General features: G+C 51.6%; 25 protein-coding genes and 2 pseudogenes. 20 read left to right on the top strand and 7 right to left on the bottom strand.

Features of this window, described 5'->3' with window-relative positions; translation table 11 throughout:
• The first annotated feature begins 82 nt into the window (after nt 1-82).
• Together NQD60_RS07565 and NQD60_RS07560 are read left to right on the top strand one after the other, a co-directional pair.
• A complete protein-coding gene (locus NQD60_RS07565; RefSeq protein ID WP_257100314.1) occupies nt 83-1,021 on the top strand; it encodes a LysR family transcriptional regulator in 939 nt (312 codons plus the stop codon).
• 46 nt (nt 1,022-1,067) lie between these two features.
• A complete protein-coding gene (locus NQD60_RS07560; protein ID WP_257100313.1) occupies nt 1,068-2,132 on the top strand; it encodes an ABC transporter substrate-binding protein in 1,065 nt (354 codons plus the stop codon).
• 57 nt (nt 2,133-2,189) lie between these two features.
• Here the strand turns inward: NQD60_RS07560 and NQD60_RS07555 are convergent, their stop codons facing one another.
• The 3 genes from NQD60_RS07555 to NQD60_RS07545 form a co-directional block, all read right to left on the bottom strand.
• Nucleotides 2,190-3,287, bottom strand: coding sequence for an ABC transporter substrate-binding protein (locus NQD60_RS07555; protein ID WP_257100312.1), 1,098 nt, complete (start codon nt 3,285-3,287; stop codon nt 2,190-2,192).
• Nucleotides 3,280-4,239 carry a LysR family transcriptional regulator gene (locus tag NQD60_RS07550; protein WP_257100311.1) on the bottom strand — a complete coding sequence of 320 codons (960 nt, stop codon included), beginning with the start codon at nt 4,237-4,239 and terminating at the stop codon, nt 3,280-3,282. The genes NQD60_RS07555 and NQD60_RS07550 overlap by 8 nt, the downstream gene beginning before the upstream one ends.
• Before the next feature lie 196 nt (nt 4,240-4,435).
• A complete protein-coding gene (locus tag NQD60_RS07545; RefSeq protein ID WP_257100310.1) occupies nt 4,436-5,293 on the bottom strand; it encodes a 23S rRNA (adenine(2030)-N(6))-methyltransferase RlmJ in 858 nt (285 codons plus the stop codon).
• Nucleotides 5,294-5,324: 31 nt separating this feature from the next.
• Between NQD60_RS07545 and surE the strand changes: the two genes are divergently transcribed.
• From surE to NQD60_RS07475, 14 genes and pseudogenes are all read left to right on the top strand, one after another.
• A complete protein-coding gene (gene surE, locus NQD60_RS07540) occupies nt 5,325-6,083 on the top strand; it encodes a 5'/3'-nucleotidase SurE (RefSeq protein ID WP_257100309.1) in 759 nt (252 codons plus the stop codon).
• 131 nt (nt 6,084-6,214) lie between these two features.
• Nucleotides 6,215-6,919 (top strand): annotated as a pseudogene (locus tag NQD60_RS07535) (protein-L-isoaspartate(D-aspartate) O-methyltransferase); the annotation flags it as partial.
• 5 nt (nt 6,920-6,924) lie between these two features.
• On the top strand, nt 6,925-7,782 hold the full coding sequence (locus NQD60_RS07530) for a peptidoglycan DD-metalloendopeptidase family protein (RefSeq protein WP_257101295.1): 858 nt from the start codon (nt 6,925-6,927) through the stop codon (nt 7,780-7,782).
• 146 nt (nt 7,783-7,928) lie between these two features.
• Nucleotides 7,929-8,894, top strand: a pseudogene (rpoS, locus tag NQD60_RS07525) (RNA polymerase sigma factor RpoS); the annotation flags it as partial.
• A complete protein-coding gene (locus tag NQD60_RS07520) occupies nt 8,891-9,670 on the top strand; it encodes a 3'-5' exonuclease (protein ID WP_257100307.1) in 780 nt (259 codons plus the stop codon). The pseudogene rpoS and the gene NQD60_RS07520, both read left to right, overlap by 4 nt.
• Nucleotides 9,671-9,908: 238 nt before the next feature.
• Nucleotides 9,909-10,202 (top strand): co-chaperone GroES, encoded by a 294-nt coding sequence (locus NQD60_RS07515; RefSeq protein ID WP_257100306.1) that lies wholly within the window; start codon nt 9,909-9,911, stop codon nt 10,200-10,202.
• 45 nt (nt 10,203-10,247) lie between these two features.
• Nucleotides 10,248-11,903 carry a chaperonin GroEL gene (gene groL, locus NQD60_RS07510; RefSeq protein ID WP_257100305.1) on the top strand — a complete coding sequence of 552 codons (1,656 nt, stop codon included), beginning with the start codon at nt 10,248-10,250 and terminating at the stop codon, nt 11,901-11,903.
• Between the two features lie 217 nt (nt 11,904-12,120).
• Nucleotides 12,121-12,291: a rubredoxin gene (locus NQD60_RS07505; protein WP_223692132.1), complete on the top strand. Its 171-nt coding sequence runs from the start codon at nt 12,121-12,123 to the stop codon at nt 12,289-12,291.
• Between the two features lie 90 nt (nt 12,292-12,381).
• Nucleotides 12,382-12,957, top strand: a complete 576-nt coding sequence (locus NQD60_RS07500; protein ID WP_257100304.1) for a YqgE/AlgH family protein — start codon at nt 12,382-12,384, stop codon at nt 12,955-12,957.
• Between the two features lie 75 nt (nt 12,958-13,032).
• A complete protein-coding gene (gene ruvX / locus NQD60_RS07495; RefSeq protein WP_257100303.1) occupies nt 13,033-13,440 on the top strand; it encodes a Holliday junction resolvase RuvX in 408 nt (135 codons plus the stop codon).
• Entirely contained in the window at nt 13,427-13,942 is a 516-nt protein-coding gene (gene pyrR, locus NQD60_RS07490; protein WP_257101294.1) for a bifunctional pyr operon transcriptional regulator/uracil phosphoribosyltransferase PyrR, read from the top strand. The genes ruvX and pyrR overlap by 14 nt, the downstream gene beginning before the upstream one ends.
• Nucleotides 13,943-14,029: 87 nt before the next feature.
• Complete coding sequence (locus tag NQD60_RS07485) at nt 14,030-15,028, top strand: aspartate carbamoyltransferase catalytic subunit (protein ID WP_257100302.1); 999 nt, start codon at nt 14,030-14,032, stop codon at nt 15,026-15,028.
• A 61-nt stretch (nt 15,029-15,089) separates the two neighbouring features.
• Nucleotides 15,090-16,373 carry a dihydroorotase gene (locus NQD60_RS07480; RefSeq protein ID WP_257100301.1) on the top strand — a complete coding sequence of 428 codons (1,284 nt, stop codon included), beginning with the start codon at nt 15,090-15,092 and terminating at the stop codon, nt 16,371-16,373.
• Nucleotides 16,374-16,471: 98 nt separating this feature from the next.
• Entirely contained in the window at nt 16,472-17,263 is a 792-nt protein-coding gene (locus NQD60_RS07475; protein ID WP_257100300.1) for a 1-acyl-sn-glycerol-3-phosphate acyltransferase, read from the top strand.
• Nucleotides 17,264-17,287: 24 nt separating this feature from the next.
• Here NQD60_RS07475 and NQD60_RS07470 read toward each other — a convergent pair whose 3' ends face one another.
• Complete coding sequence (locus NQD60_RS07470; protein WP_257101293.1) at nt 17,288-18,133, bottom strand: symmetrical bis(5'-nucleosyl)-tetraphosphatase; 846 nt, start codon at nt 18,131-18,133, stop codon at nt 17,288-17,290.
• A gap of 310 nt (nt 18,134-18,443) precedes the next feature.
• On the opposite strand from NQD60_RS07470, the gene rfbB reads away from it, so the two are divergent.
• The 4 genes from rfbB to rfbD are packed head-to-tail and all read left to right on the top strand — an operon-like array spanning nt 18,444 to nt 21,876.
• Entirely contained in the window at nt 18,444-19,517 is a 1,074-nt protein-coding gene (gene rfbB / locus NQD60_RS07465) for a dTDP-glucose 4,6-dehydratase (RefSeq protein WP_257100299.1), read from the top strand.
• A gap of 1 nt (nt 19,518) precedes the next feature.
• Nucleotides 19,519-20,409 (top strand): glucose-1-phosphate thymidylyltransferase RfbA, encoded by an 891-nt coding sequence (gene rfbA, locus NQD60_RS07460; RefSeq protein WP_257100298.1) that lies wholly within the window; start codon nt 19,519-19,521, stop codon nt 20,407-20,409.
• A complete protein-coding gene (gene rfbC / locus NQD60_RS07455) occupies nt 20,394-20,945 on the top strand; it encodes a dTDP-4-dehydrorhamnose 3,5-epimerase (protein ID WP_257100297.1) in 552 nt (183 codons plus the stop codon). Before rfbA ends, rfbC begins: the two co-directional genes overlap by 16 nt.
• Nucleotides 20,946-20,982: 37 nt before the next feature.
• The gene (gene rfbD / locus NQD60_RS07450) at nt 20,983-21,876 is read left to right on the top strand and encodes a dTDP-4-dehydrorhamnose reductase (RefSeq protein WP_257100296.1); all 894 of its coding nucleotides are present in this window, start codon (nt 20,983-20,985) and stop codon (nt 21,874-21,876) included.
• A gap of 13 nt (nt 21,877-21,889) precedes the next feature.
• Here rfbD and NQD60_RS07445 read toward each other — a convergent pair whose 3' ends face one another.
• The 3 genes from NQD60_RS07445 to NQD60_RS07435 all read right to left on the bottom strand — a co-directional run bounded on the left by NQD60_RS07445 (nt 21,890) and on the right by NQD60_RS07435 (nt 24,936).
• Entirely contained in the window at nt 21,890-22,339 is a 450-nt protein-coding gene (locus NQD60_RS07445) for a copper chaperone PCu(A)C (protein WP_257100295.1), read from the bottom strand.
• A 16-nt stretch (nt 22,340-22,355) separates the two neighbouring features.
• Entirely contained in the window at nt 22,356-22,979 is a 624-nt protein-coding gene (locus NQD60_RS07440) for an SCO family protein (RefSeq protein WP_257100294.1), read from the bottom strand.
• A gap of 76 nt (nt 22,980-23,055) precedes the next feature.
• Entirely contained in the window at nt 23,056-24,936 is a 1,881-nt protein-coding gene (locus NQD60_RS07435) for an ABC transporter ATP-binding protein (RefSeq protein WP_257101292.1), read from the bottom strand.
• Nucleotides 24,937-25,029: the final 93 nt, after the last annotated feature.

Here is a 25,029-nt window from a genome sequence, read left to right as displayed (position 1 = left end):
TATGATAGTGTATCTTTCCCACTTTATCGACCACACTCATGGTTTTTAAAACTGTACATACCAACCTTCAAAGGAATGCGCGATGAAAGAAATTAATCAGCGCAGACTACGCTATTTTCATGAGGTATACACCTGCGGAAAAATTCGTGGAGCAGCTGCCAATTTGAATACAGATACGTCGGTTGTCACGCGTCAAATTAGGCTCTTGGAGGAGGAAGTCGGGGCTAAGCTCTTTGAGCGTCGCCCGCGTGGGGTGGCGCCCACTGAGGCCGCTGAGTTGCTGCAAAAATATTATCAAGTTTGCTATACGCTACGGCAGAATTTAGAGGCCGGCTTACAAGAGTTGCGTGGTATGAAGCGGGGCATGATTAATATTATTGTGCTCAAAGCGTATAGTGAGATTCTGGTAGAAGATGTCCTGCATGATTTCTGTATGGAGCGCTCTGGTTTAAATATTTGCATTAAAGAAGCCAGTACAGCGGATCAAATTGTGGCTGCAGTCGTGGCGGACGAAGCGCATATGGGGATCATGAGTCATTATTCTTTCAATGATCCAAAGATTAAATATAGTGTGAGGGTGCCGCTCCCTATTTGCTTGGTGGTGAGTTGCAATCACCCGCTGGCTAGCCAGAAAAAAGTTACTTTTTTGGAGGCTGCGCGCTATCCTCTTGCCTTGCCATCCGCGGCCTCTAACCTATGGTCGGTGATTCGAGAGGCTGAGCGCTCTGAGAATGTCCAGTTGGCTCCGGTTTTTGTCAGTGATTCTATTTCTAGTCGGAAAAAATTCTCTAGTATTGGCGAGGGTGGGACATTTATGTCAGCCCTTGCTGCGCGCCAGGAAATTAAGGCTGGCCAACTGGTCGCGGTGGAAGTTGATCATCCTAGTTTTAAATCGTTCCAATTCTGCTTGGCCGTCAAGCAGGGTAAGCCGTTTCCGCCAGCAGCGAATCAACTGCTTAGGGTGCTTGAAGCAAAGTTATTGGTTTGTGCACATGCGGCCAAAGATTTGAGCGTTCATTAATCTTAAGCGTTCATTAATCAATCGCTATACGAAAGTGGAGTAACCTTTGATCACTCGTCGCACAGCCCTTAAAAAGATCGTCGCGGCTACCGCTGCAATCAGTGCCCCTTTTATATTTACGCCTTCGCGGGCGGCTGCACAGCGCATCGTCTTACGCGATCCTGGCGGTATTTACAGCAAAATATATAACGAAATTTTATATCAACCTTTTACGCGAGAGACCGGTATCGCCGTGGTGAGCGTCCAGTCAGATGCAGAGCCTACGGCGCAGATTCGGACGATGGTCGAGACCCAGAGTTACCTATGGGATATGATGGCGATCAGTCATCGGGCCGTGCACTTCATGACAACGGGTAAGGTCTATCTGGAAAAGCACGGGCTTGAAGATGATCCTATTATTTCATCGATTCCACCCCATTTTAGATCTGCGTACGGGGTTGGAACGAATGCCTATGCTACTGTGCTGGCCTACAGGACGGACGCTTTCAAAGGGCGTCAAGCGCCGAAGTCCTGGCAGGATTTTTGGGATGTGGAGAATTTTCCAGGCCGCCGTAGTCTACGTAAGCTTCCTTTTGACACCATTGAAATCGCACTGATGGCCGATGGTGTACCGGCAGGCAGCGTCTACCCGTGTGATCTGGATAGGGCATTGCGCAGTCTCGATAAAATTAAATCTCAAATCCCTGTCTGGTGGGGAGGCGGTGGGACTCACGCCGAGCACCTGTTGAAAACCCGTGAGATCGATTTAGTTCCAGTTTTTAGTATTTGGGCGCAGTCTGCCATCGATGCCGGTGCGCCGGTTGCCATTTCATGGGAACAGCATCTTTATGGATGCCACAATTGGGCGATTTTAAAAGGCACGCCTAACGCCGATGCGTGCCGAAAATTTATTCGATTTGCCTGTCAACCAGAGCGGCAGGCGCTGCTCGCGCCGTACGGAATTGGGCCTACCCATCCTGGCGCTTTCAAGCCAAACCGGATTGATCCGAACTATGCCAAGCGTCTTCCGACCCACCCAGATAATCTTAAGAAAGGTTTGTTCATCGATGCTTCGTATTGGCTTAAGCAAGATGCCATCATCCAACAATTTAACCATTGGTTGCTCAGTTGATTACCATGAAGCTGTGGTCAACGGGCTACCATTAAGCTGCGGCTCAAAAAATCAAAATTAGTCTAGCAGCCAGTGGTTATAGCGTTCAATCACTGAGCTTTGGTTGTTCATCCAATACACACCATTGCTGGCCAGGCCTTGGTTGAAATTGTCTGGATAGGTCGCCAGGAGTTTTGCGTGCTTTGGATCAATATAGTCTGGTTTTAAAACCTCAGGTTGCGTCGGTCCAATCCCATAGGGCGCAAGCAGCGCTTGTCGTTTCGGGTGCGAGGCAAATTTAATGAATTCACGGCAGGCGTCGGCGTTGGGCGTGCCTTTCAGAATGGTCCAATTATCGTATCCATAGATATGTTGATCCCACGAATAGGCAACGGGTGCGCCCGCATCGATGGCAGACAGCACGCGGTCGGTAAAAGCCGGGATTAAATCGACTTCGCCAGACTTCAGGAGTTGTTCGGTTTCCGGGGCATTTTGGTACCAGACGGAGATGTGCGGCTTGATTCTGTCCAGACTGCGAAAGGCGCGGTCGAGGTCGCACGGGTAGACGGCATTTGGCAATACGCCATCCGCCATTAATGCTTCCTCGATGGTATCGAAGGGGGATTTACGCAATCCGCGGCGGCCAGGGAAGTTTTTCACATCCCAGAAATCCCGCCATGTTTTGGGTGCTTGGCGTCCTTTGAAGGCATCCGTACGATACGCCAGCACGATAGTAAAGACGTTCGTCCCAACGCTATAAGGCGTCATAAATTGCGGCATAATCGTTGCAATGATGGGGTCTTGCTCCAGTCTATGCGGTTCGAGGTAACGCTGGCCCAAAAACTGGATCGCCCGATGACTGAGGCACGCCATATGCCAATTGTAAGTGTTGGTTTCGACCATCGCTTTAACTTCTGCAGTGGGCTCCGCATTGGATGGAATGCCAATCACTTCAATCCCAGATGCTTGATAAAAGGGTTTGAATAATATTTCTGCGTAGGCCTGCTGAATATAGCCACCTGAAGTGCGGATGAAGATTTTTTGTTGGCGTTCTTTGGCAAGTCCTCTGGAGGGAGTGATAATAAATGGCGCGCACAGTGCCGCGGTACCCAAAGCTGCCATTTTTTTGATAGTGTTGCGGCGGCTAAAGTTGCGAGGTTGCTTTTGATCACTCATGTGAGGCTCCTGACATCGTGGTTAGGGGATCGCTAATTTTGGGCTCAAAGGTAAAAATAGATAAGTGCGCGGAGAGTAAGTTGAGTAATTCCTCAGTGGCTGGCAAAAGCGGTTTGCCGCGTCTGATGATTAAAGACAGGTCAGTAGACTTAAAAACCGGATGGTCTATTTCCAACGCAATCAATTCGCCCGCTTCGATTTCTTTGCGCGCTGAGAAAACTGACATAAAGATTACCCCTGAGCCGGCGCAGGCAAATTCTTTGCGAGCGGTGGTTGAATTACTCACAAACACTGGCGTAGGAAACTCGATTTTTTCCGCGCGTGCGATCGATTGAACCATTTGCGGCAAAACACCTGAAGCGGGCAACGACAGCGGATAGCGGATGGCTTCTGCAAAGGTGACCTTGTGCTGATGAACCAGCGGATGATTTTTACCAACTAACATGTATAAGGGCAAAGGCACGCGGGCATAATAGTGAAGGTCTGCGTAGTTTGGGCAAACATGAACCACCCCTATATGCGAAATGTCCTCGAGAATTTGATTCACGATCTGAATCGATTCGAAGATCTCTTCGATATGCAGATTAATATTAGGATATTGTTGGCGAAAGTCATTGAATACGCTCATCAGCGCACCGACAAAAGTAGCGGGCATGGCAAGACGAATCGTGCCTCGCCGCATATCGCGTAGCTCTTGTAAGCCCATTTCGAAATCGACTTGCGCATTACGATTGTGGCGGTAATATTCGAGTAATAACTCAGCTGCGTCTGTTGGCACAACCCCGCGGGGGCGTCGCTCAAACAGCTTGAAGCCGATTTCTTCTTCCAGCAATTTGATCTGGCGCGTAATCACGGATGCGCTTGTATTCAAACTGTCGGCGGCGCTACGAATTTTTCCACGAATGCAGACCTCGTAGAAGTAACGTAGCCGCTGTTGATTAATTTCTGTCACCGCAGGCCCCTTTAAGATGCTACGATTAAGTGGCTTTGAAGCATGTCCCCAGCTCACGAAATATTAGCGCATACCTAATTTGTTTTATTGCCGTTCAGTCAATTATAAGTTTATTCTACCTTAGTCGGCGTTTAGCGATTTTTTTGCCATTGAGGTATCTTTATACGGCTACATTTAAGCGTCTCAAGGGTCGCCATCATATTGTATGCTGTTCAAGCTTGAAGGTTGCCGCCGCATCCTGCCCGAGTGTCTTCACGAGGTAAGGTAAAGCGACTTTTAAGTTGTCTGCTAATGCGTAAGGTGGGTTCAGGATAAACATCCCGCTGCCGTATAAGCCATAGCCGTCTAGCGAGGGCTGGCACGTTTGCAGCGAGGCGTGCAGCCAGCTTTTTTCCGAGATTTTTTTTAGCTGCTCGGCAAAGCGCTGCGACTCAAGGCGTTGCACCTGTGGGTACCAGATCGCATAGGTTCCTGTTGCAAAGCGGCGTAAGCTTTGTTGTAGTGTATCCAGTACGCGCTGATAGTCTTGTTTATCTTCATAAGACGGGTCAAGGAGCACCAACGCCCGTCGGGGAGGGGGCGGCAGCAAGGTCTTGAGTCCCGTAAAGCCATCACCCGCAAGCAATAGAGCACGCGGCTTTTGGTCCGTTTCCAGCTGGCTAAAATTATCGCGTAGCACTTTAATTTCGGTTGGATGGAGCTCAAACAGCCGCAGCCTGTCTTGGCTTCGAGTGAGGTGCCAGGCAAGCCAGGGTGAGCCTGGATAAAAGCGTAAATCCCCAGCTGGATTAAGGGCGCGAATTTGAGCGACATACTCCGCTAGCAAAGGGGGTAAATCGCGTTGTGTCCATAGCCGTGCAATGCCGGTTTCGTATTCGGCGTTTTTTGTTGCATATGCGCTAAATAGCTCATAGACACCTGCGCCTGCGTGTGTGTCGAGATACCAGAAAGCTTTATCTTTCTGGGCGAGATGACGCAAGATATGCACGATAATGCTATGTTTGAGCACATCGGCGTGGTTGCCCGCATGAAAGGCGTGGCGGTAGCTTAGCATGTGTGGTGTTTCCTCAGTTACAATCGTAAATATGCGAATTCTACTCAGTAATGACGATGGTTACTTGGCTCCTGGCCTAGCCGCGCTCTATGAAGCTTTAAAACCATTGGCCGAAGTCGCGGTGCTCGCGCCCGAGCGTAATTGTAGCGGCGCGTCTAATTCATTGACTTTATCGCGGCCGCTGTCAGTGATGCACGCGACTAATGGCTTCCGCTACCTGAATGGTACGCCAACGGATTGCGTTCATATTGCGCTCACGGGGGTGCTTGATTACAAACCGGACCTAGTTGTCTCGGGTATCAATAATGGGCAGAATATGGGCGAAGACACGTTGTATTCAGGCACGGTGGCAGCGGCCACGGAAGGGTTTATGTTCGGCGTTCCCTCATTGGCTTTTTCTCTGGCCGATAAAGGCTGGGAGCATCTAGGGGCCGCGGCTCGCGTAGCCGGCGATATCGTGGCACACTATCTTGAAAACCCGTTATCGGCACCACTTTTGTTGAATATTAACATCCCCAACCGCTCTTATCATGAATTAGGGCAGTGGTGTGTGACGCGGCTTGGTAAGCGGCACCCGTCGCAACCCGTGATTCAGCAGATGAGTCCAGGTGGCGAGCCAATTTATTGGATTGGGCCTGCGGGGGACGTCTGCGATGCCAGTGAGGGCACGGATTTTCATGCCGTGGCGCAGGGTCGCGTATCCATTACTCCGCTGCAACTGGATCTCACTCACACGCAATTGCTGCCATTAGTGCAAGACTGGGTATCGACGGTGGAGTCAGAGTTATGACGCAAGCTAAGCGTTTTCCGCTTGGCTTGGCTGAAGTACGTGCTAGCCAGATTAATCGGGATTATCTCGGAGTCGGCGCCGCGCCTACTGCAAAGAGCTGGGTAAGTACGCTTGCGCGGATGGAGACGATGGCTTCTCAACCCAGCCTGTCTAAGCGGGGCAGCGTGTTACATCCGGCCTTGGCCTCAGAACGGGTGCGTGAGCGCATGGTTGAGCGCTTACGGGCAGGTGGTGTGAGCAATGCGAGGGTGCTGGCGGCGATGAAGGCGGTGCCACGACATCTATTTGTCGATCCGGGCTTAGCGGCACAAGCTTATCAAGAGCTCGCGTTGCCGATTGGTCATCAACAAACGATTTCTAAGCCCGCCGTGGTGGCGCGGATGATTGAGCTGGCCGCGGCCGACAGGGCGCTGGAAAAAGTGCTTGAAATTGGCACCGGCTGCGGCTATCAGGCTGCCGTGCTGAGCCATGTCGCGCGCGAAGTCTATTCGATTGAGCGGGTGCGGCCATTATTTGAGCGCGCTAAAAAAAACCTGCGCCCGCTACGCGTAGCGAATCTTCGGCTACATTATGGTGATGGTTGCTTGGGCTTGCCGGCGGCGGCGCCGTTTGATGCGATTATTATTGCCGCGGCTGGCATCGGTATTCCCGATAGGTTGCTTGAGCAGCTTGCGGTTGGCGGGCGTTTGATCGCACCCGTGGTGATCCCCGCTGAGCAAGAAACAAGCAATGAAACACAAGTTTTGACGCTGATTGAACGTGTCTCAGCCACCCAATGGCGCGAGTCAAGACTCGATCGCGTTTTTTTTGTCCCCTTGAAATCCGGAGTGATTTGAAATTGATGGTTACGTTGCAAAGATTGGGTATATCCCGCGGTCCAGCGATTTTTCAGGGCATTCTTTGCGCCTTGTCGCTGCTGGCCTTTGGTGCGTGTTCGACGCGACTTATCAATGCGCCCATCAGCGACCGTTTTGAGGCAAGTGCATTGGCTAGCCAGTTAGCCTTGGCGCCATCGTCGCCGCCTCCCGGCTACTACCGCGTGAAGCTAGGTGACACGCTCTATCGAATTGCCCTTGAACATGGTCAGCATTATCAGGATGTTGTGGCGTGGAATCATCTGCAAAGCTCGTCTCAGATCGCAGTTGACCAACTGTTGCGCGTCGTGCCGCCAGGTGCGGAACCCGCGCCGAATACACCAGGTGTCTCGACGGCGCCGGTGGCAGATGGCGCGGTTGAGGTGCGTTCGCTGGATGGCGGCGGCGCCAACCTTTACGGCGCCCCTGTCGCAAGTATTGGGCCGAGTGCGCAGACAGCGGTTCCGGCCGCGCGTGCAATGGCTTTTGCATGGCCGGTACGGGGCCCAATCCTGGGTACTTTTGATGAGTTAAAAAATAAAGGCTTGGATATTGGTGGTATTGTAGGAACGCCAATCTCAGCTGCGGCTGAAGGCCGGGTTGTGTATGCCGGCAATGGCTTGAGAGGTTACGGCAATTTGATCATTATCAAGCATGATGTTACATTTTTAACAGCTTATGCGCATAATAGAGCGCTTTTCGTTAAGGAAGGCGAGGCTGTAGCCAAGGGGCAAAAAATTGCCGAGATGGGAAATAGCGATGCAAATCGCGTGATGTTGCATTTTGAAGTGCGTCAGCAGGGCAAGCCGGTGGATCCAATGAAGTATTTATCCACTCCCCAATAAGTTAGCTCTTTCAAGTCAATATGCCGAACTCAAAGCGCCTGCAGTCGTACCCGATAGCTGATTCACTATTGAGTGAGCTGGATGAGGTATTAAACTCGGAAGAGGCCACTGATCTGCGGTTTGAGCGAGACAGTGAGGCGGCTGAAGAGGCGCTTGACGAAGAGGCAATCGACGAAAATGAAAACCAACGTGAGCCAGAGGCGTTGGCCGGTGATGAGCCTGACCCAAGTGATGTTAAAGCGCTGTTACGGTCTGAATTGACCGCCGACACGATTCAGCATTACTTAAATCGAATTAGCGCTAAGCCTTTGCTGACGGTGGTCGAAGAACAGCACTACGCAACCTGTGCGCAGCAGGGAGACTTTGAAGCCCGGCAAATCATGATTGAGCGTAATTTGCGTTTAGTCGTCAGCATTGCTAAAGGTTACTTAAACCGCGGTGTTCCGCTACTTGATTTAATCGAAGAAGGCAACCTCGGGCTGATGCACGCAATCAGCAAATTCGAGCCGCAGCGAGGGTTTCGTTTTTCTACTTATGCGACGTGGTGGATTAGGCAAAGTGTTGAGCGCGCCATTATGAATCAAGCGCGCACTGTGCGTTTGCCGGTCCATGTCATTCGCGAGTTAAATCAAGTCTTGCGTGCTAAACGTCATTTAGAAAAAAGCGCGGCGAATGCCGATGGCCCCTCTGATCAACGTGACGCGAGTGTGGATGATATTGCTCATCTGACGGGCAAGACGGTCGATGAAGTGTCTGATATTCTGGCCTTAGGCGAACGCACGACTTCGCTCGATGCGCCGCTAGAATTAGATCCGGGCAGTAGTTTGCTTGATTTTCTATCTGACGAGCAGAGCCAATTGCCTGAGGCTAAGATCCAGCAACGCGAGCTTGAGCAATTGATGCGTGCTTGGTTAGCGCGTCTGCCGGACAAGCATCGGCATGTGATTGAGCGCCGTTTTGGCTTAGGTAATGTTGAACCTGCGACCCTTGAGGAAGTGGCTGACGAAATGGACTTGACGCGTGAGCGGGTGCGGCAGATTCAGCAAGAAGCAATGGTGCGCTTAAAGCGTTATTTCCTCTCTAATGGCGTACGTAAGGACGCAATGCTGTGACACCTATTTTAGTTTTTGATATTGAAACGATTCCTGATATTGCGGGCGTGCGCCAGTTGGAAGGTTGGCCCGCAACCCTGTCTGACGAAGAAGTGGCGCAACGTGCGTTTGCTGCTCGCCGCGAAAAAACTGGCTCCGATTTTTTGCCGCACTATTTGCATCGGGTGGCGGCGATTGCTTGTGCCTTCAGAGACAAGGAAGGCTTCCGGGTAAAATCGCTCGGTACCGGCAAAGATTCGGAAGCGACGCTGATCCAATTATTTTTTCGCATCATCGAAAAATATAGCCCGCAGATGGTGTCCTGGAATGGTGGCGGGTTTGATTTGCCGGCACTGCACTATCGGGCGTTGGTGAATGGCGTCGTGGCGCCAAAGTACTGGGACCTGGGCGAAGATGATCGCGATTTTAAATGGAATAACTACATCAGCCGTTACCATACTCGCCATACGGATTTGATGGATTTACTTGCCCTCTATCAGCCACGCGCCAACGCACCGCTTGATGCACTGGCTAAGCTCTGTGGCTTTCCTGGCAAACTGGGGATGGATGGGAGCCAGGTCTGGCAGGCCTTTAACGAAGGGCGGATCGATGAAATTCGTCGTTATTGCGAAACGGATGTGGTCAATACGTATTTAATGTACTGCCGCTTCCAGCAAATGCGGGGGGGCTTTACGCCGCAAGAATATGAGCAGGAAGTGATGCTGGTTAAAGAGGCGTTAGCCGCTGAAGTTGGCGCGCATTGGGCTGAATATCTGGCCGCTTTTGCGATAAAGTAGTAGAGGCGCCGCCCAGCCAGCCTAGCGTTATTGGCTGATCGGCGAGCCGCGCTTAATGACGATAACCTGTAAAGCTGCGCATCACCCTTGAATTTGTGCAATGTATCTCCATATTAAGTATAATTAGCACTCGTTAGCAAGGAGTGCTAATAAATCTTCCCTTTGGGGCTCGGGGATACTTCTCCCTTTGAGCCTTAAAAATTTAGTTGTTCTCTAGTATTTATTGAGAGGAGTCTGTATGAAAAAGCTGCGTCCTTTGCACGATCGTGTGATTATCAAGCGTTTGGACCAAGAGACCAAAAGCGCCTCAGGTTTGGTTATTCCTGAGACTGCTGCTGAAAAGCCTGATCAAGGTGAAGTAATGGCGATTGGGCCAGGTAAGAAAGATGACAAAGGTGTTTCGATTGCGCTTGACGTTAAAGTGGGCGATCGCGTGCTATTCGGCAAATATTCCGGCCAGTCGGTCAAGATCGACGGTAATGAGTTGCTGGTGATGCGCGAAGAAGACATCATGGCTGTGCTAGTTAGCTAAGCGTAGTTTTCAGTTCATCAAGTTAGAGAATTCAAGGAGTTAAAGATGGCAGCTAAAGAAGTTGTATTCGGTGATTTGGCCCGTGCCAAACTGGTTGAAGGCGTCAATATTCTAGCCAATGCAGTTAAGGTTACATTGGGTCCAAAGGGACGCAATGTTGTGCTCGAGCGTAGCTTTGGTGGCCCAACCGTCACTAAAGATGGTGTCTCGGTTGCAAAAGAAATTGAGCTCAAAGACAAACTGCAAAATATGGGCGCGCAGATGGTTAAAGAAGTAGCGTCAAGAACCAGCGACAATGCTGGCGATGGCACTACAACAGCCACCGTGCTGGCGCAATCGATTGTGCGTGAAGGCATGAAATCTGTTGCCTCGGGCATGAACCCAATGGATTTGAAGCGCGGCATCGACAAAGCGGTAGCCGCTGCGGTTGAAGAGTTGCGTAACATCAGCAAACCATGCACGACCACTAAAGAAATCGCTCAAGTTGGCTCAATTTCGGCTAACAGCGATGAATTAGTCGGCAAGCTGATTGCTGAAGCGATGGATAAAGTAGGCAAAGAAGGTGTGATTACCGTTGAAGATGGTAAATCACTAGAGAACGAGCTTGATGTGGTCGAAGGTATGCAGTTTGACCGCGGTTACTTGTCTGGCTACTTTATTAATAATCAAGATCGGCAAGTTGCTGCTCTTGATAACCCATATGTGCTACTGCACGACAAAAAAATCTCCAATATTCGCGATTTGTTGCCTTTGCTTGATCAGGTTGCGAAGTCAGGCCGTCCATTGTTGATCATCGCTGAAGATATTGAGGGTGAGGCATTGGCTACCCTGATTCTGAACAATATGCGTGGTTTCTTGAAGTCCGCTGCAGTGAAGGCGCCAGGCTTTGGCGACCGTCGCAAAGCAATGCTTGAAGATATTGCGATCTTGACCGGTGGTCAAGTGATTGCTGAAGAAACTGGGCACACGCTTGAGAAAGCGACACTGGCCGAGTTGGGTCAAGCCAAGCGCATTGAAGTTGCTAAAGAAAACACCACAATTATTGATGGTGCAGGCGATGCGAAAAGTATCGAAGCTCGCGTTAAGCAAATCCGTGTACAGATGGATGAAGCAACTTCTGACTATGATCGCGAAAAACTCCAAGAGCGTGTCGCCAAGTTGGCAGGCGGAGTAGCCGTGATCAAAGTGGGTGCGGCGACTGAAATTGAGATGAAAGAAAAGAAAGCGCGTGTTGAAGATGCCTTGCATGCAACCCGCGCAGCGGTTGAAGAAGGGATCGTGCCAGGCGGTGGTGTTGCCCTGATTCGCGCCCGCCACGCAGTGGCTAACGTGAAAGGCGATAACGCTGATCAGCAAGCTGGTATCAAAATCGTACTGCGTGCGATGGAAGAGCCACTGCGTCAGATCGTTACAAACGGTGGTGAGGAAGCCAGCGTAGTGGTTGCAAAAGTGGCCGATGGCAAAGGCAACTTTGGTTATAACGCGGCTACTGGTGAGTACGGAGATCTGGTGCAAGCTGGTGTGGTTGACCCAACCAAGGTGACCCGCACTGCATTGCAAAATGCAGCGTCAATTGCCGGTTTGTTGCTCACCACGGACTGCACTGTCACTGAATCGCCGAAAGAAGAAGCGGCTGCAGGTGGCATGCCTGGTGGTATGGGCGGCATGGGTGGCATGGGCGGTATGGGCATGGATATGTAATAGTCCAGGTTCGCCTGTGTTTGGGCGGTGTGCTTTCGGGCACACTGTGCGAATCTCTGAACAAGAAGCCCGCAGTGATGCGGGTTTTTTGTACTTTTTTGACAAGATTTATCTCAAAATATGAGCAAATTGCGTTGCAGCCGGGGTACCATCACCTTTTTGAGGTGTTCTGGCAACGCTTGAATCATAGTTTGTGAGATGTAGCGATAATCATAGTATGGAATATAGAAATTGGATGTGCCTGATTTGCGGCTGGATTTATGATGAAGAAGCCGGCTTACCAGAAGAGGGGATCGCACCGGGTACGCGTTGGGAAGACGTCCCAATCAACTGGACCTGCCCAGAATGTGGTGCCCGCAAAGAGGATTTTGAAATGGTGTCAATTTGAGCAGCTGTGAGCAAAACAAAGCCTTGGGACGTGCGGGCTGATTTGACGGCATGGCTATTTGCTAACGGAATGCACGGGTTAGAATTCAATATGTCCAAATCCTCTGATCGTATTAATCTGACGAACCAGTTTTTGATCGCTATGCCGAGCATGGCCGATGCGGTTTTTGCTGGCGCGGTGCTTTATATTTGCGAGCATAGTGAACGCGGTGCGCTTGGTTTAGTGATCAACCGGCCGACGGATATCATGTTGCAAGCACTGTTTAACCGCATCGATCTCAAGCTCGAAATCGAGCCTTTGCTGCACTTACCGGTTTATTTCGGTGGCCCGGTTCAAGCGGAGCGTGGTTTTGTCTTACATGAGCCCACCGCCACGCACTATACTTCATCCCTGTTAGTGCCTGGCGGCTTAGCCATGACCACCTCGAAAGATGTGTTGGAGGAGATTGCATTTGGTCAAGGACCGAAGAGATTTTTGCTAACGCTAGGCCATGCTGGCTGGGGTGCTGGCCAACTCGAAGACGAAATTTTGCGCAATGGTTGGCTGACTGTAGAAGCGGATCCAAACGTTGTGTTTGACGTGCCAGCCGAGCAGCGCTTTACGGCAGCGTTATCGCTATTAGGCGTGTCGCCCACAACCTTGTCTGGCGAAGTGGGCCATGCATAAAGCGAGTGTCGGCCAAGTCTGGGGCGTAGCTGCGTTAGAGTTAATGCTGAGCAAGCCGCAAGGCCGCAGGCTGCTATGAGCCACATGGCAACGCTTCTGGCGTTTGACTATGGCGAGAAAAGAATCGGCGTTGCGGTAGGCAATTTGCTGCTGCGGCAAGCACAAGCCTTAACCGTGATCATGAATCTTAACCGTGAACATCGCTTTAAGGCGATTGGCGCACTGCTTCAAGAATGGCAACCACAACAATTGGTGGTTGGTTTGCCGATGCATCCAGATGGCGCAGCGCACCAAATGACCCAGTGGGCTAAGCGCTTTGGCCAACAGCTGCATGGCCGTTTCGGCTTGCCCGTAAGTTGGGTAGATGAACGTTATTCGTCGGTCGCGGCGGCGGCTGCGCTGGGTGGTGATTTAGCGCAGCTTGATGCCGAAGCTGCCCGCATTATTTTGCAACAATTTTTTGATGAATATGCACTTGCCTGATGCTGAGTCGTTGTACCATGTTTTACGTGACCAAATTCACACCACCTATGGCGATAGTTTGTATCAGCCAGATGGGGTTGCGCTGGTGGGCATTTGGAGTGGCGGCGCTTGGCTTGCCGAGCGGCTTGCACACGATCTGAAGCTGGCTGAATTTGGCGTTGTGAGCGTTGTCTTGCATCGCGATGATTACGCAGAAAAAGGCTTGCATGGACAAGCGCGTCCAACCTCATTGCCCTTTCAAGTCGAGGGCCGCCGGATTGTGTTGCTAGATGACGTGCTCTATACTGGCCGTACGATTCGAGCTGCGCTAAACGAGCTGTATGATTTTGGCCGGCCTGCTGCCGTTGACCTAGCCGTATTGGTTGATCGAGGTGGGCGCGAGTTGCCAATCGCTGCCCGTTTTGTGGGTGCCGCTGCTGATCTGCCGGTTGATCGTGCCCTGGTATTGGGACGTCATGAGAGCGGCCTATTTGAGTTTCATAGTGAAACACGTACCGATTAAAGTTAGGGTTGTGTGCGTCCTAAACTATACAAACACACATGCATTAAAGCTGTGCAGCCTTGCGTAGCTTTCTTCGCTGGAGAGTAGATGTCAAACATTTGGCCACCTGCGCCAACCTTGCGCCCTGGTTTTAAAGGTAATCCGCAACTCACAAAAAATGGCGAACTTAAACATCTGTTGACGATCGATGGTTTGCCAAGGGATATCATTACGCACATCCTCGACACCGCTCAGCAATTCGTTGGGGTCGCTGAGCGTGAGGTCAAAAAAGTGCCGCTATTGCGTGGCAAATCAGTATTCAACCTCTTTTTTGAGAACTCGACCCGCACTCGTACGACTTTTGAAATTGCCGCAAAGCGCTTATCGGCTGATGTGCTGAATTTGAATATCAATGCATCATCAACCAGCAAAGGTGAGTCGTTACTGGATACCGCCGCTAATTTATCCGCCATGCAGGCCGATATGTTTGTCGTGCGCCATGCGCAAAGCGGCGCTCCTTATTTGCTCGCACAACATTGCCCACCCCATTTGCATGTGATTAATGCGGGTGACGGTTGGCATGCGCATCCGACGCAAGGCCTGCTAGACATGTACACAATCCGCCATTACAAGCGAGATTTTACGCAGCTTAAAGTGGCGATTGTGGGTGATATTCTACATTCTCGCGTCGCGCGCTCTGATATTCATGCGCTGACTACGCTGGGCGTACCAGAAGTGCGTGTGATTGGTCCACGCACATTGCTGCCCAACGGGCTTGAGCAATTTGGCGTGCGTGTTTTTCATAATATATGCGAGGGCTTAAAGGGGGTGGACGTCGTCATTATGCTGCGTTTGCAAAATGAACGAATGAATAGCACCCTCTTGCCCTCTGCGCAAGAATATTTCAAAAGTTGGGGGCTGACCCCTGAGCGCCTTGCACTGGCGGCTCCTGATGCGATTGTGATGCACCCCGGGCCAATGAACCGTGGAGTTGAAATTGGTTCATCCGTCGCCGATGGCGCGCAATCCGTGATCTTGCATCAAGTCACCTTTGGCATTGCGGTGCGGATGGCGGTCATGGGGATTATTGCTGGGAATAATGGTTAGTGCTGCGCCGTTGAGTTGAGCCAGTCTCTTTGTCAAATATCAATTGATCAAAAAATAAACAATGAATCTTCATATCAAGCGTGGCCGATTAATTGACCCTGCGACAGGGCTGGACACCGAGGCCGATTTATTCATTGCAGCAGGCAAAATTGCCAGTATTGGTAAGGCGCCCACCGCTTTTGAGGTCAATCAAACAATCGATGCTAGCGGTTTGATCGTGCTGCCGGGCTTGATTGATTTGTTGGCGCGGTTGCGTGAGCCTGGCTACGAATATAAAGCAACGCTTGAATCCGAAATGGCCGCCGCCCTTGCCGGTGGAGTCACGAGTTTAGTGTGTCCACCGGACACGGACCCACCGCTGGATGAGCCAGGTTTAGTTGAAATGTTGAAGTTTCGCGCCCGTACTCTCAACCAAGCGCGTGTGTATCCGTTGGGTGCGCTGACGGTTGGACTCAAAGGGCAGGCCATCACTGAAATGGCTGAATTGGCTGATGCGGGGTGTATCGGCTTTTCTCAGGCGGATGCGCCGATGCTAAATCCCCAGGTGTTATTGCACGCTTTGCAATATGCCACGACTTATGGCTATACGGTTTGGCTGCGGGCGCAAGATCCGTATTTGGCGCAAGGTGGTGTCGCTGCAAGCGGGGCTTTGGCGTCGCGGCTTGGCTTGCGAGGCGTGCCGGAAGCGTCGGAAACCATCGCTTTGCATACCATCATTGAATTGATGCGCGTCACCGGTGCGCGGGTTCATTTATCACATCTCTCTTCGGCCGCCGGGCTTGAGCTGGTACGCGCGGCAAAACAGGAAGGTTTGCCGTTAAGCTGTGATGTCACCATCAATCATGTGCATCTGATTGATCTGGATATTGGATATTTTGATGCGCAATACCGTTTTGATCCGCCGCTGCGCTCGCAGCGTGACCGGGATGCTATCAGCACGGCGCTAATGGATGGCACCATTGACGCAATTTGTTCTGCCCATACGCCAGTTGACGACGATGAAAAACTCTTGCCATTTGGCGAAGCTTCAGCCGGCGCCACGGGGCTTGAGTTGCTGTTGTCACTGACCGTGAAATGGGCGCAAGAAAAGCAAATACCATTAACCAAAGCATTAGTAAAAATCACCTGCGCGCCAGCGGATGTACTGAATTTGAACAGCGGTCGTTTGGCGTTAGGCGCGCCGGCTGATCTGGTGCTATTTGACCCTGATGCGCATTGGCTGGTTGCGCCAAACCGGCTCAAGAGTCAGGGCCACAATACACCATTCTTAGGGTATGAGTTGCCAGTGCGTGTGCGTTCTACGATCATCTCCGGCCAGCTTGTCTATCAGGAAAGTAAAACATAAAGCGCTGCTACTTTGTTTATCAGGCAAGCAAAACATAAAGTTTTCTACTTAGATGCTGTCGTGGTTGTATTTGATTGGGTTCGCAATAAAGGAAATAGATGATGATGCAAGTCAGCCTACGCATCGTGCGGCTTATATTCCATCTGGTTCGTGGTATGGCGCTGGCGACTTTTGTTTTTCCGCGTGCAGCACGGGCTCGCCAACAGCAGCTCGTGCGTGATTGGTCGCAGGGTTTACTTAAGGCGTGCGGTGTTACGCTGATCGTACACCAGCCGGGCGAAGCGCTTGAGCGCGGTGTGATGTTGGTTGGCAATCATGTGTCATGGCTAGATATTTATGTGATTAATGCTTGGCAGCCGGTCCCCTTTGTGGCTAAAGCAGAAATTGAGAAATGGCCGATTCTGGGTTGGTTGGCAAAAACCATCGGTACGATTTTTATTCGGCGTGACAAGCGTAGCGATGCCCGACGGATTGTGCAGCAATTAGCTGATGTATTAAAAAGCGGTGAAACGATTTGTATTTTTCCAGAAGGGACGACTTCTGATGGTACACGCCTATTGCCATTTCACGCTAATTTGCTGCAAGCGCCGGTATTGGCGATGACTGCGGTGCAGCCAATCTGTTTGCTGTATGAAGATGCGCAAGGCCAGCAGTCACTGGCGCCCGCCTATATCGGTGACATCTCGTTACTCGCTTCGCTCATATCGATTTTGCGTGCCGCTCCGCTCACCGCTCATTTATATGTGACGGCCCCGCTTGAGGCGCGTGGCCAGCGGCGGGAACTGGCTATGCGTGCACAGGCGGCAGTCCAGGGTGCGCTGCAACTTTTGCAGCGCCAGCGGGTGGTGCTATCTGACACGGCGGTGGTGAATGCTGAAGTCAGTGGCTAGAGGTTGATTTTATTCGCCAGGCAATTAGCCGCTCGTGATTGAACAGGCAACCTGGGTGAGTGTACGTTTGCTTGGTTCAGCGTTGAGCGTGATGGCTGAGAGTTGCCTGCCCCAGATGCAACCGCTATCCAGTGCGCACAACTTATCGCGCAGCAAGAGACCGAGCGCTGCCCAGTGTCCAAAGACAACCGTTAGCTCAGAGGTGCGCCGTCCTGGCACATCAAACCATGGCATATAGCCTGGCGGTGCCGTGTCGGGTTCGCCTTTAGCATTGAATTCTAGCTCCCCTTCTAGATTACAGAAACGAATCCGCGTCAGCGTATGAGCAATGATGCGTAGCCGTTCATCGCCGCTCACGCCATGATGCCAACGAGCCGGCGTAGGCTGACTCAGCTGTGCGATGCAGGTTCGCCAATTGGGGCCGCGCAACGCCTGTTCCAACTCATGCGCCAACTCGAGGGTGAGCGCCAGATCCCACTGCGGCAGTACGCCAGCGTGCACCATTAGCATACCGTTTTGGTGATGAGCCAGCGGCCGGTGGCGTAGCCAGTCGATTAAATCGGCAGCATCAGGAGCTGCGAGGATTTCACTTATGGTATCGCCTTTGCGCAGACGTTGTGTGCCAGCTGCCACGGCCAATAAATGCAATTCATGGTTACCCAGCACCATCACTGCGCGTTGACCAAATTCGATGACATCACGTAGGCAAGCGAGTGAACTGGGCCCTCGGTTAATCAAATCGCCGGCGAACCAAAGCGGTGTGTTAGGCGTGGGCGCTGCTTTGGCGAGCAAATGATGAAAAGCGTCATGGCAGCCTTGTAGGTCGCCGAAGGCAAGAGGAGGAGGGGAGGACGCTGTATTGACGTTCATGTGGATGGTGAGGATATCTGAAGTCTGTGATTCAAAGGACCTGCTTGAATTGTTCGTCATCATCTAAAAAACGATGAATAAGCTTATTTCTGCAGCGTTTGTAAAATATTAAAGAAGTTAATCTTTCTTCAAAGTTATAATTATTATATAGACTAAGAAAAATTGCGCTAAGGTGCTGAAGAGATAATCGGCGGTGTTTGTCATATAAGAGTTGCCGCAGCATCAACGAGTGGTTTATTTGAGCCGCAGCACCTACATGATGAGGCGCTAGCGTTAGCCGGTCGCATTTGAATTCAATGAAGGGTTTTTGATGATTTTAGTAACTGGTGGCGCTGGTTTTATTGGCGCCAATTTTGTGCTCGACTGGCTAGCGGGTCACAACGAAGCAGTGGTGAACGTTGACAAACTGACCTATGCAGGCAATCTGAATACTTTAAATTTGTTACAAGCGGACCACCGTCATCTGTTTGTCAGGGCTGATATTGCTGATGCCGCTACGCTTAAAAGTCTCTTTGTGCAACATCGACCACGCGCGGTACTGCATTTTGCCGCGGAAAGTCATGTTGACCGCTCATTGCATGGACCGGCTGATTTTGTGCACACGAATATAGTCGGCACTTTTACGTTGCTTGAGGCGGCTCGTGCTTATTGGACTCAGTTGGCCGGCGTGGAGCAAGCTAACTTCCGCTTCCTGCATGTTTCCACCGACGAGGTTTATGGTTCGCTTGAGCCCCATGATCCAGCGTTTTGTGAAACTACGCCGTATGCGCCTAATAGTCCATACTCGGCCACCAAGGCGGGCTCCGATCACCTGGTGCGAGCGTATCATCACAGCTATGGTTTGCCGGTATTGACCACCCATTGCTCAAACAATTACGGCCCTTATCAGTTTCCAGAAAAGCTGATTCCATTGCTTATCGCCAATGCACTTGCTGATAAACCGCTGCCAGTTTATGGCGATGGCGGTAATGTGCGCGACTGGCTCTATGTGGGGGACCATTGTGCGGCGCTACGAGAAGTCTTGGCGCGCGGCGGCCCTGGTCAAACCTACAATATTGGCGGTCGGAATGAGAAAACCAATCTTGAGGTTGTGCATATGCTGTGTGCGTTGTTGGATCAGATGAAGCCGAAATCGTCTGGTTCATATGCCGAGCAGATTACCTTTGTGCAAGACCGCCCAGGCCATGACCGCCGCTATGCAATAGATGCGACGAAGATCGAGCGTGAATTGGGCTGGCGGCCCGCGCACACATTTGAAACTGGGCTCGAGAAAACGGTGCGCTGGTATCTTGAGCATCCAGATTGGGTAAATAACGTTATCTCAGGCGATTACCTTAAATGGCTTGAAACGCATTATGCGCTACGCGCATCAGGAGACACCTAAGATGCGTAAAGCGATTCTTTTAGCCGGAGGCTCGGGTACCAGGCTTTATCCGATTACCCATGCAGTCTCTAAACAACTGCTGCCGATCTATGATAAACCAATGGTCTATTATCCGCTGTCCACTTTGATGATGGCGGGCATACGTGACATCCTGGTGATTTCTACGCCGGCCGATACGCCGCGCTTTCAGATGCTACTGGGCGATGGCGCCCAGTGGGGACTCAATCTCCAATATGCAGTGCAACCTTCCCCAGAGGGATTAGCGCAAGCATTTATGATTGGCCGGCAATTTATTGGCAATCATCCATCGACTTTAATTCTCGGCGACAATATATTTTATGGGCATAGTTTAACCGGGCAGCTTGAACGCGCCAGCACTTGTGATCAGGGAGCGACAGTATTTGCTTATCATGTGCACGATCCTGAGCGTTATGGCGTGGTTGAGTTTGATGAGGATTTTCACGCCTTGTCGATTGAAGAAAAGCCGGTTAAGCCACGTTCCAATTATGCGGTGACTGGACTTTACTTCTACGACCAGCAAGTCTGCGATATTGCTGCCGAGATTAAGCCTTCAGCACGCGGCGAGTTTGAGATTACGGATATTAATCTGCATTATTTGCAACACCAGCAGCTCAAGGTTGAAATGATGGGCCGCGGCTATGCATGGTTTGATACGGGTACTCATGACTCACTGATTGATGCCGCCAGCTTTATCGCCACCTTGCAAAAGCGGCAAGGCCTGATGGTCGCTTGCCCGGAAGAGATTGCCTACTATCGTGGCTGGATTGACGCCGAGCAACTTAGCCGGCTGGCCGCGCCGCTTGAAAAAAACGGCTATGGAAAATATTTAAAACGCATTTTGTCGGACCAGCTGATATGGCCATCAACGTAATCACCACTGCATTGCCTGAAGTTAAAATCATCGAGCCTAAGGTTTTTAATGATGCGCGGGGCTCTTTTTTTGAGAGTTTCAATGCACGTGAATTTGCCGTACAAGTGGCAGCAGGGTTCGAGTTTGTGCAAGATAATCATTCACGCTCGACTAAAAATGTGCTGCGTGGCTTGCATTATCAAATTCAGCATCCCCAGGGCAAACTGGTGCGGGTGGTGGCGGGAGCGGTCTTTGATGTAGCCGTGGATCTGCGCCGGCACTCGCCTCGCTTTGGGCAATGGGTCGGGGTCCATTTATCGGCTGACAATCGGCGCCAGTTGTGGGTGCCACCGGGTTTTGCTCATGGTTTTTTGACGCTCTCGGCAGAGGCTAAATTTCTCTATAAAACAACCGATTATTGGTATCCAGAGCATGAGCGTACCCTATTATGGCAAGACCCAGCGTTGGGCATTGCATGGCCGCTTGATAGGGAGCCGGTGTTGGGCGCCAAGGATGCCGTTGGAGTGTGCTTAGCAGCGGCGGAAGTATTTGCTTAACATTTGAGTTTGAACGCTCGCTGAGCGGATTTTTACTATGACGCTTTCTCGAACGATTTTAATCACTGGCGCTCAAGGCCAACTTGGCTTTGAGTTAGCGCGTAGTTTACAAGGTCTTGGCCGGATTGTTGCGCTGGATCGGCAAGCGCTGGATTTGGCAGATTTTGATCAAATTCGGCGTGTGGTGCGCGCATTGCGGCCGGCTTTAATTGTCAACCCGGCCGCGTATACAGCGGTCGATCAAGCTGAAATCGAGGAGCCTGTAGCGCTGCGCATTAATGCTTTAGCGCCGGGCGTGCTGGCTGAAGAGGCGAAGCGGCTCAATGCAGTTTTAGTCCACTATTCAACCGACTACGTATTTGCTGGAGACAAGGACGGTGCTTATACCGAAGAAGATAGCGCGCAGCCGCAAAATGCCTATGGTCGCAGTAAACTGGCTGGCGAACGGGCGCTGGCTGAAGTAGGCGCGGCACATTTCGTGCTGCGCACGAGCTGGATCTACGGCAAGCGGGGCAAGAATTTTCTGTTAACGATGTTGCAACTGGCGGCGCAGCAGCCTGAGTTGCGGATTGTGGCTAACCAATATGGCGCTCCGACCTGGTCGACGACCATTGCCGCCCTCAGTGCGCAAATTTTGGCGCAAGGCATCGCGCTAGGCCACCAAGATCGGAGTTGGTGGCAAGAAAAATCAGGTATCTATCATTTAAGCGCCGCCGGCTCGACTTCTTGGTATGAATTTGCGCAAGCGATCTTTACGCTTGCGCCACCTGCTAGGCCACCAAAGTTGACGCCGATTTCGGCGCTAGAGTATCTGACACCGGCCAAGCGCCCAGCCAATTCTCGTCTATCTAACGATAAATTGGCGCGGACTTTTAACTTATTTGCGCCTCATTGGCATGACGCGTTACGCTTATGTCTGCGCCCTGAATAGGGCTGAAAGCAAGCTATAAAGTCGCGGGCGGACGTACTGGCAAGGTTAGCTGGAGGAATGTGCCATCTGATAAGGTGAGTGTAACCTGCACGGTGTCGCCTGGTTTGATCGCCGGTTCCGCGCGCGCTTTTTCAAGCATCAGATGGTAACCGCCAGGGGCGAGCCTGACCTCGCTGTGAGCTGGCAGGGTTAATTTTTTGAGGTGAACCATCCTGCTGTGGGTGCCATCCGATATCGACTGATGTAGCATCACATGGCCATAATCAGGGCTGGAGGCGGCGACGACATCGATAGCTTGAGCGCTGTTGTTGCGCAATGTCATATAACCGGCGGCTGGCCGTCCGTCAGGTAGCCAGCGCACCCAGCCGGCTTCGGCTACCACTTCTGGTGAGGCCGCGGCGATGGCGCTTGAAGAAGATGCGCTAAAGCATAGACTGGCTAAAAGAAAAGTAATCCATTTCATGAGTTGATACCCCTCGTTATGATGATGGTTGAAGCAAAATACGCAAATCGTGCGCAATATTATCCGCAGAATCGGCGGCGGTCGCCATCAATTGCGCCTGACCTTTTTGATCGAAGATATAAATCGCTGAGCTGTGCATCACCTCATAGCGGTTGTCGGTATCGGGCTTTTCAGATTGATAGGCGACGCGGTAGCGTTTAGCTAATGCCTCGACTTGACTGAGGGTGCCGGTCAGACCTGTGACATGTTCCGCATCAAATGCCCGGACATAACGGTGCATTGAGGTAGGCGTATCACGTGCTGGGTCGATCGAGATAAACAGAATGCGTACAGCGCGTGCATCGTCGCCTAGTTTCGAGAGCGCAAGCATGAGGCGCGCCATGGTTTCAGGGCAAACATCCGGGCAATGCGTATAGCCAAAGTAGACGAGGGTGATTTGGCCTTGGTAAGTTTGCGCGCTAACCTTTTGCCCCTGATCGTCAGTCAAAGCAAAATCAAGATCAGGCAGATGGTGACGCACTTGGGTTAACTGCCAATTTTCATCGCGCTGCCGGCTACAGCCAAGAAGGAGCGTCAATAGTAAGCTGATAAAGAGCGCATAGTAAAAGATCAGCCGCTGGCGGGCCATAACTCGCTGCATGATAAAAGCCTTCTAACTCGATTTTGTTGAACGGCGGACAGTAGTGCCGGTACGCGCGCACTATGTGTTAGGCACGCTATTTTAACAGACCCCCTAAATGTTTTCCGTTAATCGGAGTGAGACGTGCGGGGTCTAGGCAAGCAAGACTTCGGTAATTGACGGCGCTCATACCATTGCCCAATTGCTTCATCAGTAGGTCACGATAAAGACCCGCTTGTGTGCGCAAAGCATCGGGGGCGCCATCATCAATCACCTTGCCGTCGTTCATCACAATAATACGGTCAAAGTTTTGTAGCGTGGACAGTCGATGGGCGATGGCAATCACCGTGCGGCCGCGCATCAGTCGATCGAGCGCCTGTTGAATTGCTTCTTCTGAGGCGCTATCGAGGGCGGAAGTGGCTTCATCGAGGAGCAGGATAGGCGCATTTTTCAAAATCGCGCGGGCAATCGCAATGCGTTGCCGCTGGCCGCCTGAGAGTTTCGTGCCGCGGTCGCCCACTAGGGTGTCAAACCCTTGCGGCATCGCTTCGATAAACTCAGTGCAGCGTGCTTCATGAGCGGCAGCAAGAACTTCGTCGCGGCTAGCATGGGGTCGGCCATAAGCGATATTTTCAAAAATCGTCCGATGTAAGAGCGAAATATCTTGCGGCACGACGGCGATGGCTTGACGCAAGCTTTCTTGCGTAATCATGCTCAAATCCTGACCATCGATCAAAATGCGGCCCGCTTGGGGCTCATAAAAATGTTGCAACAGGGCAAGTACTGTGGATTTGCCGGCTCCAGAACTGCCGATTAAGCCAACCCGCTGGCCTGGCTCGAGGTGCAAGTCAAATGCCTCGAGCGTACGCGTTCGATTTGGATAGGCAAAACAGACTTGATTGAAATCAACGCGTCCGCCTTGTTCAACCAACGTCTGTGCTTGTGGATGATCGGGCAATTGATGAGGCTCAAGCAAAGTCTCAATGGCTTCGGCAAGCCGTGCAATATGTTGAATCACATCCACTAGGGCGACGGCAAGGTCGCGTGTGCCGTGCAAAATAGTAAAGCCAAGCGAACTGACCAGCACAATATCGCCTGTGCTGGCTTGGCCGCGCGTCCATAACCAAAGGACCCAGCCGAGCAATCCCGCGGACAAAAAAGCCGTCACAACAGCATGGAACAGCCTTAATTTTTCAAGATGCAGCAAGCTTTTGCGGCGGGCGCACATTTCTTCTTGGAGCTTCGCGCCAAAGCGAGTTTGCTCGCGGATCGTCGCTCCGAAGGCGCGTACTAGCCCCATATTGCTGATCACATCGACGAGCTCGCCATCGACTGCCGCGGCTTCTTTGGCGAAGCCGCGGTGGTGTTTGGCGCCATAACTCGCCAATTTGAAGAGGATCAGCGCGAGTATCGCCGATACCAATAGAAGGCTGCCGGCCATGAGCGGATTGACTGCGGCAATCATGGCAATGGCGCCGCCTACTGCGATGCAGGGCGGCAGAGCGTTCCACGCCATGGTGTTTTCAGCCGTGAACACCGCATTTGAGGTTGCTGTAATCCGGCTGGCCAGCAGGCCGGGCGGCTTTTCTGTAAACCAGGCTTGCGCATGGCCGCTTAAATATTGAAATAGATCTCGCCGTAAATCGCCAGTCACGGTGACAAAGGCGTGGGTGCTGATCCAGCCGCCGATGCGCCAGAGTAGGTTATCGGCAGCAATTAAGCCTACTAACAGCAAAAATGCGCCCCATAGTTGTGTGAAGTGGCCGCGCCCTTGACTCAGTACATCGATTAGATGCTTGATCCCATATTGAGAAGCCAGCGAGCAACCCACGGCGGCGAGCACGCTCATCAGCACCGCGCCATGGGCGACGGGGTGACGGCGTATATATTGATAAAGAAAAGCCAGCGGCCGCTGAGCATAGCTAGCGAGTTTAGCGTTATACGCATCGCTCTGAGTCGTAGACGAGCGCCTCTTCATTTCATCAGTGCGTACAAAAGAGTGGGCTTCTTCAAGCTTGACGTTTATCATATGGCCTCGGCTTGGCTGCGTGAAATAAGCCACTTGCTACTT

The organism is Mycoavidus sp. SF9855 (assembly GCF_024582735.1).
Lineage (GTDB): Bacteria > Pseudomonadota > Gammaproteobacteria > Burkholderiales > Burkholderiaceae > Mycoavidus.
Note: the sequence above shows the minus strand (reverse complement) of the source record. Positions and strands in the feature narration are given on the sequence as shown.

Excerpts from the sequence above, each read along its gene's own strand:
- NQD60_RS07565 (WP_257100314.1), top strand. The coding sequence starts at position 83 with ATGAAAGAAATTAATCAGCGCAGACTACGCTATTTTCATGAGGTATAC.
- NQD60_RS07555 (WP_257100312.1), bottom strand. The coding sequence starts at position 3,287 with ATGAGTGATCAAAAGCAACCTCGCAACTTTAGCCGCCGCAACACTATC.
- NQD60_RS07545 (WP_257100310.1), bottom strand. The coding sequence starts at position 5,293 with ATGCTAAGCTACCGCCACGCCTTTCATGCGGGCAACCACGCCGATGTG.
- surE (WP_257100309.1), top strand. The coding sequence starts at position 5,325 with ATGCGAATTCTACTCAGTAATGACGATGGTTACTTGGCTCCTGGCCTA.
- NQD60_RS07530 (WP_257101295.1), top strand. The coding sequence starts at position 6,925 with ATGGTTACGTTGCAAAGATTGGGTATATCCCGCGGTCCAGCGATTTTT.
- NQD60_RS07515 (WP_257100306.1), top strand. The coding sequence starts at position 9,909 with ATGAAAAAGCTGCGTCCTTTGCACGATCGTGTGATTATCAAGCGTTTG.
- groL (WP_257100305.1), top strand. The coding sequence starts at position 10,248 with ATGGCAGCTAAAGAAGTTGTATTCGGTGATTTGGCCCGTGCCAAACTG.
- NQD60_RS07505 (WP_223692132.1), top strand. The coding sequence starts at position 12,121 with ATGGAATATAGAAATTGGATGTGCCTGATTTGCGGCTGGATTTATGAT.
- NQD60_RS07500 (WP_257100304.1), top strand. The coding sequence starts at position 12,382 with ATGTCCAAATCCTCTGATCGTATTAATCTGACGAACCAGTTTTTGATC.
- ruvX (WP_257100303.1), top strand. The coding sequence starts at position 13,033 with ATGAGCCACATGGCAACGCTTCTGGCGTTTGACTATGGCGAGAAAAGA.
- pyrR (WP_257101294.1), top strand. The coding sequence starts at position 13,427 with ATGCACTTGCCTGATGCTGAGTCGTTGTACCATGTTTTACGTGACCAA.
- NQD60_RS07485 (WP_257100302.1), top strand. The coding sequence starts at position 14,030 with ATGTCAAACATTTGGCCACCTGCGCCAACCTTGCGCCCTGGTTTTAAA.
- NQD60_RS07480 (WP_257100301.1), top strand. The coding sequence starts at position 15,090 with ATGAATCTTCATATCAAGCGTGGCCGATTAATTGACCCTGCGACAGGG.
- NQD60_RS07475 (WP_257100300.1), top strand. The coding sequence starts at position 16,472 with ATGATGATGCAAGTCAGCCTACGCATCGTGCGGCTTATATTCCATCTG.
- NQD60_RS07470 (WP_257101293.1), bottom strand. The coding sequence starts at position 18,133 with ATGAACGTCAATACAGCGTCCTCCCCTCCTCCTCTTGCCTTCGGCGAC.
- rfbB (WP_257100299.1), top strand. The coding sequence starts at position 18,444 with ATGATTTTAGTAACTGGTGGCGCTGGTTTTATTGGCGCCAATTTTGTG.
- rfbA (WP_257100298.1), top strand. The coding sequence starts at position 19,519 with ATGCGTAAAGCGATTCTTTTAGCCGGAGGCTCGGGTACCAGGCTTTAT.
- rfbC (WP_257100297.1), top strand. The coding sequence starts at position 20,394 with ATGGCCATCAACGTAATCACCACTGCATTGCCTGAAGTTAAAATCATC.
- rfbD (WP_257100296.1), top strand. The coding sequence starts at position 20,983 with ATGACGCTTTCTCGAACGATTTTAATCACTGGCGCTCAAGGCCAACTT.
- NQD60_RS07445 (WP_257100295.1), bottom strand. The coding sequence starts at position 22,339 with ATGAAATGGATTACTTTTCTTTTAGCCAGTCTATGCTTTAGCGCATCT.
- NQD60_RS07440 (WP_257100294.1), bottom strand. The coding sequence starts at position 22,979 with ATGCAGCGAGTTATGGCCCGCCAGCGGCTGATCTTTTACTATGCGCTC.
- NQD60_RS07435 (WP_257101292.1), bottom strand. The coding sequence starts at position 24,936 with ATGAAGAGGCGCTCGTCTACGACTCAGAGCGATGCGTATAACGCTAAA.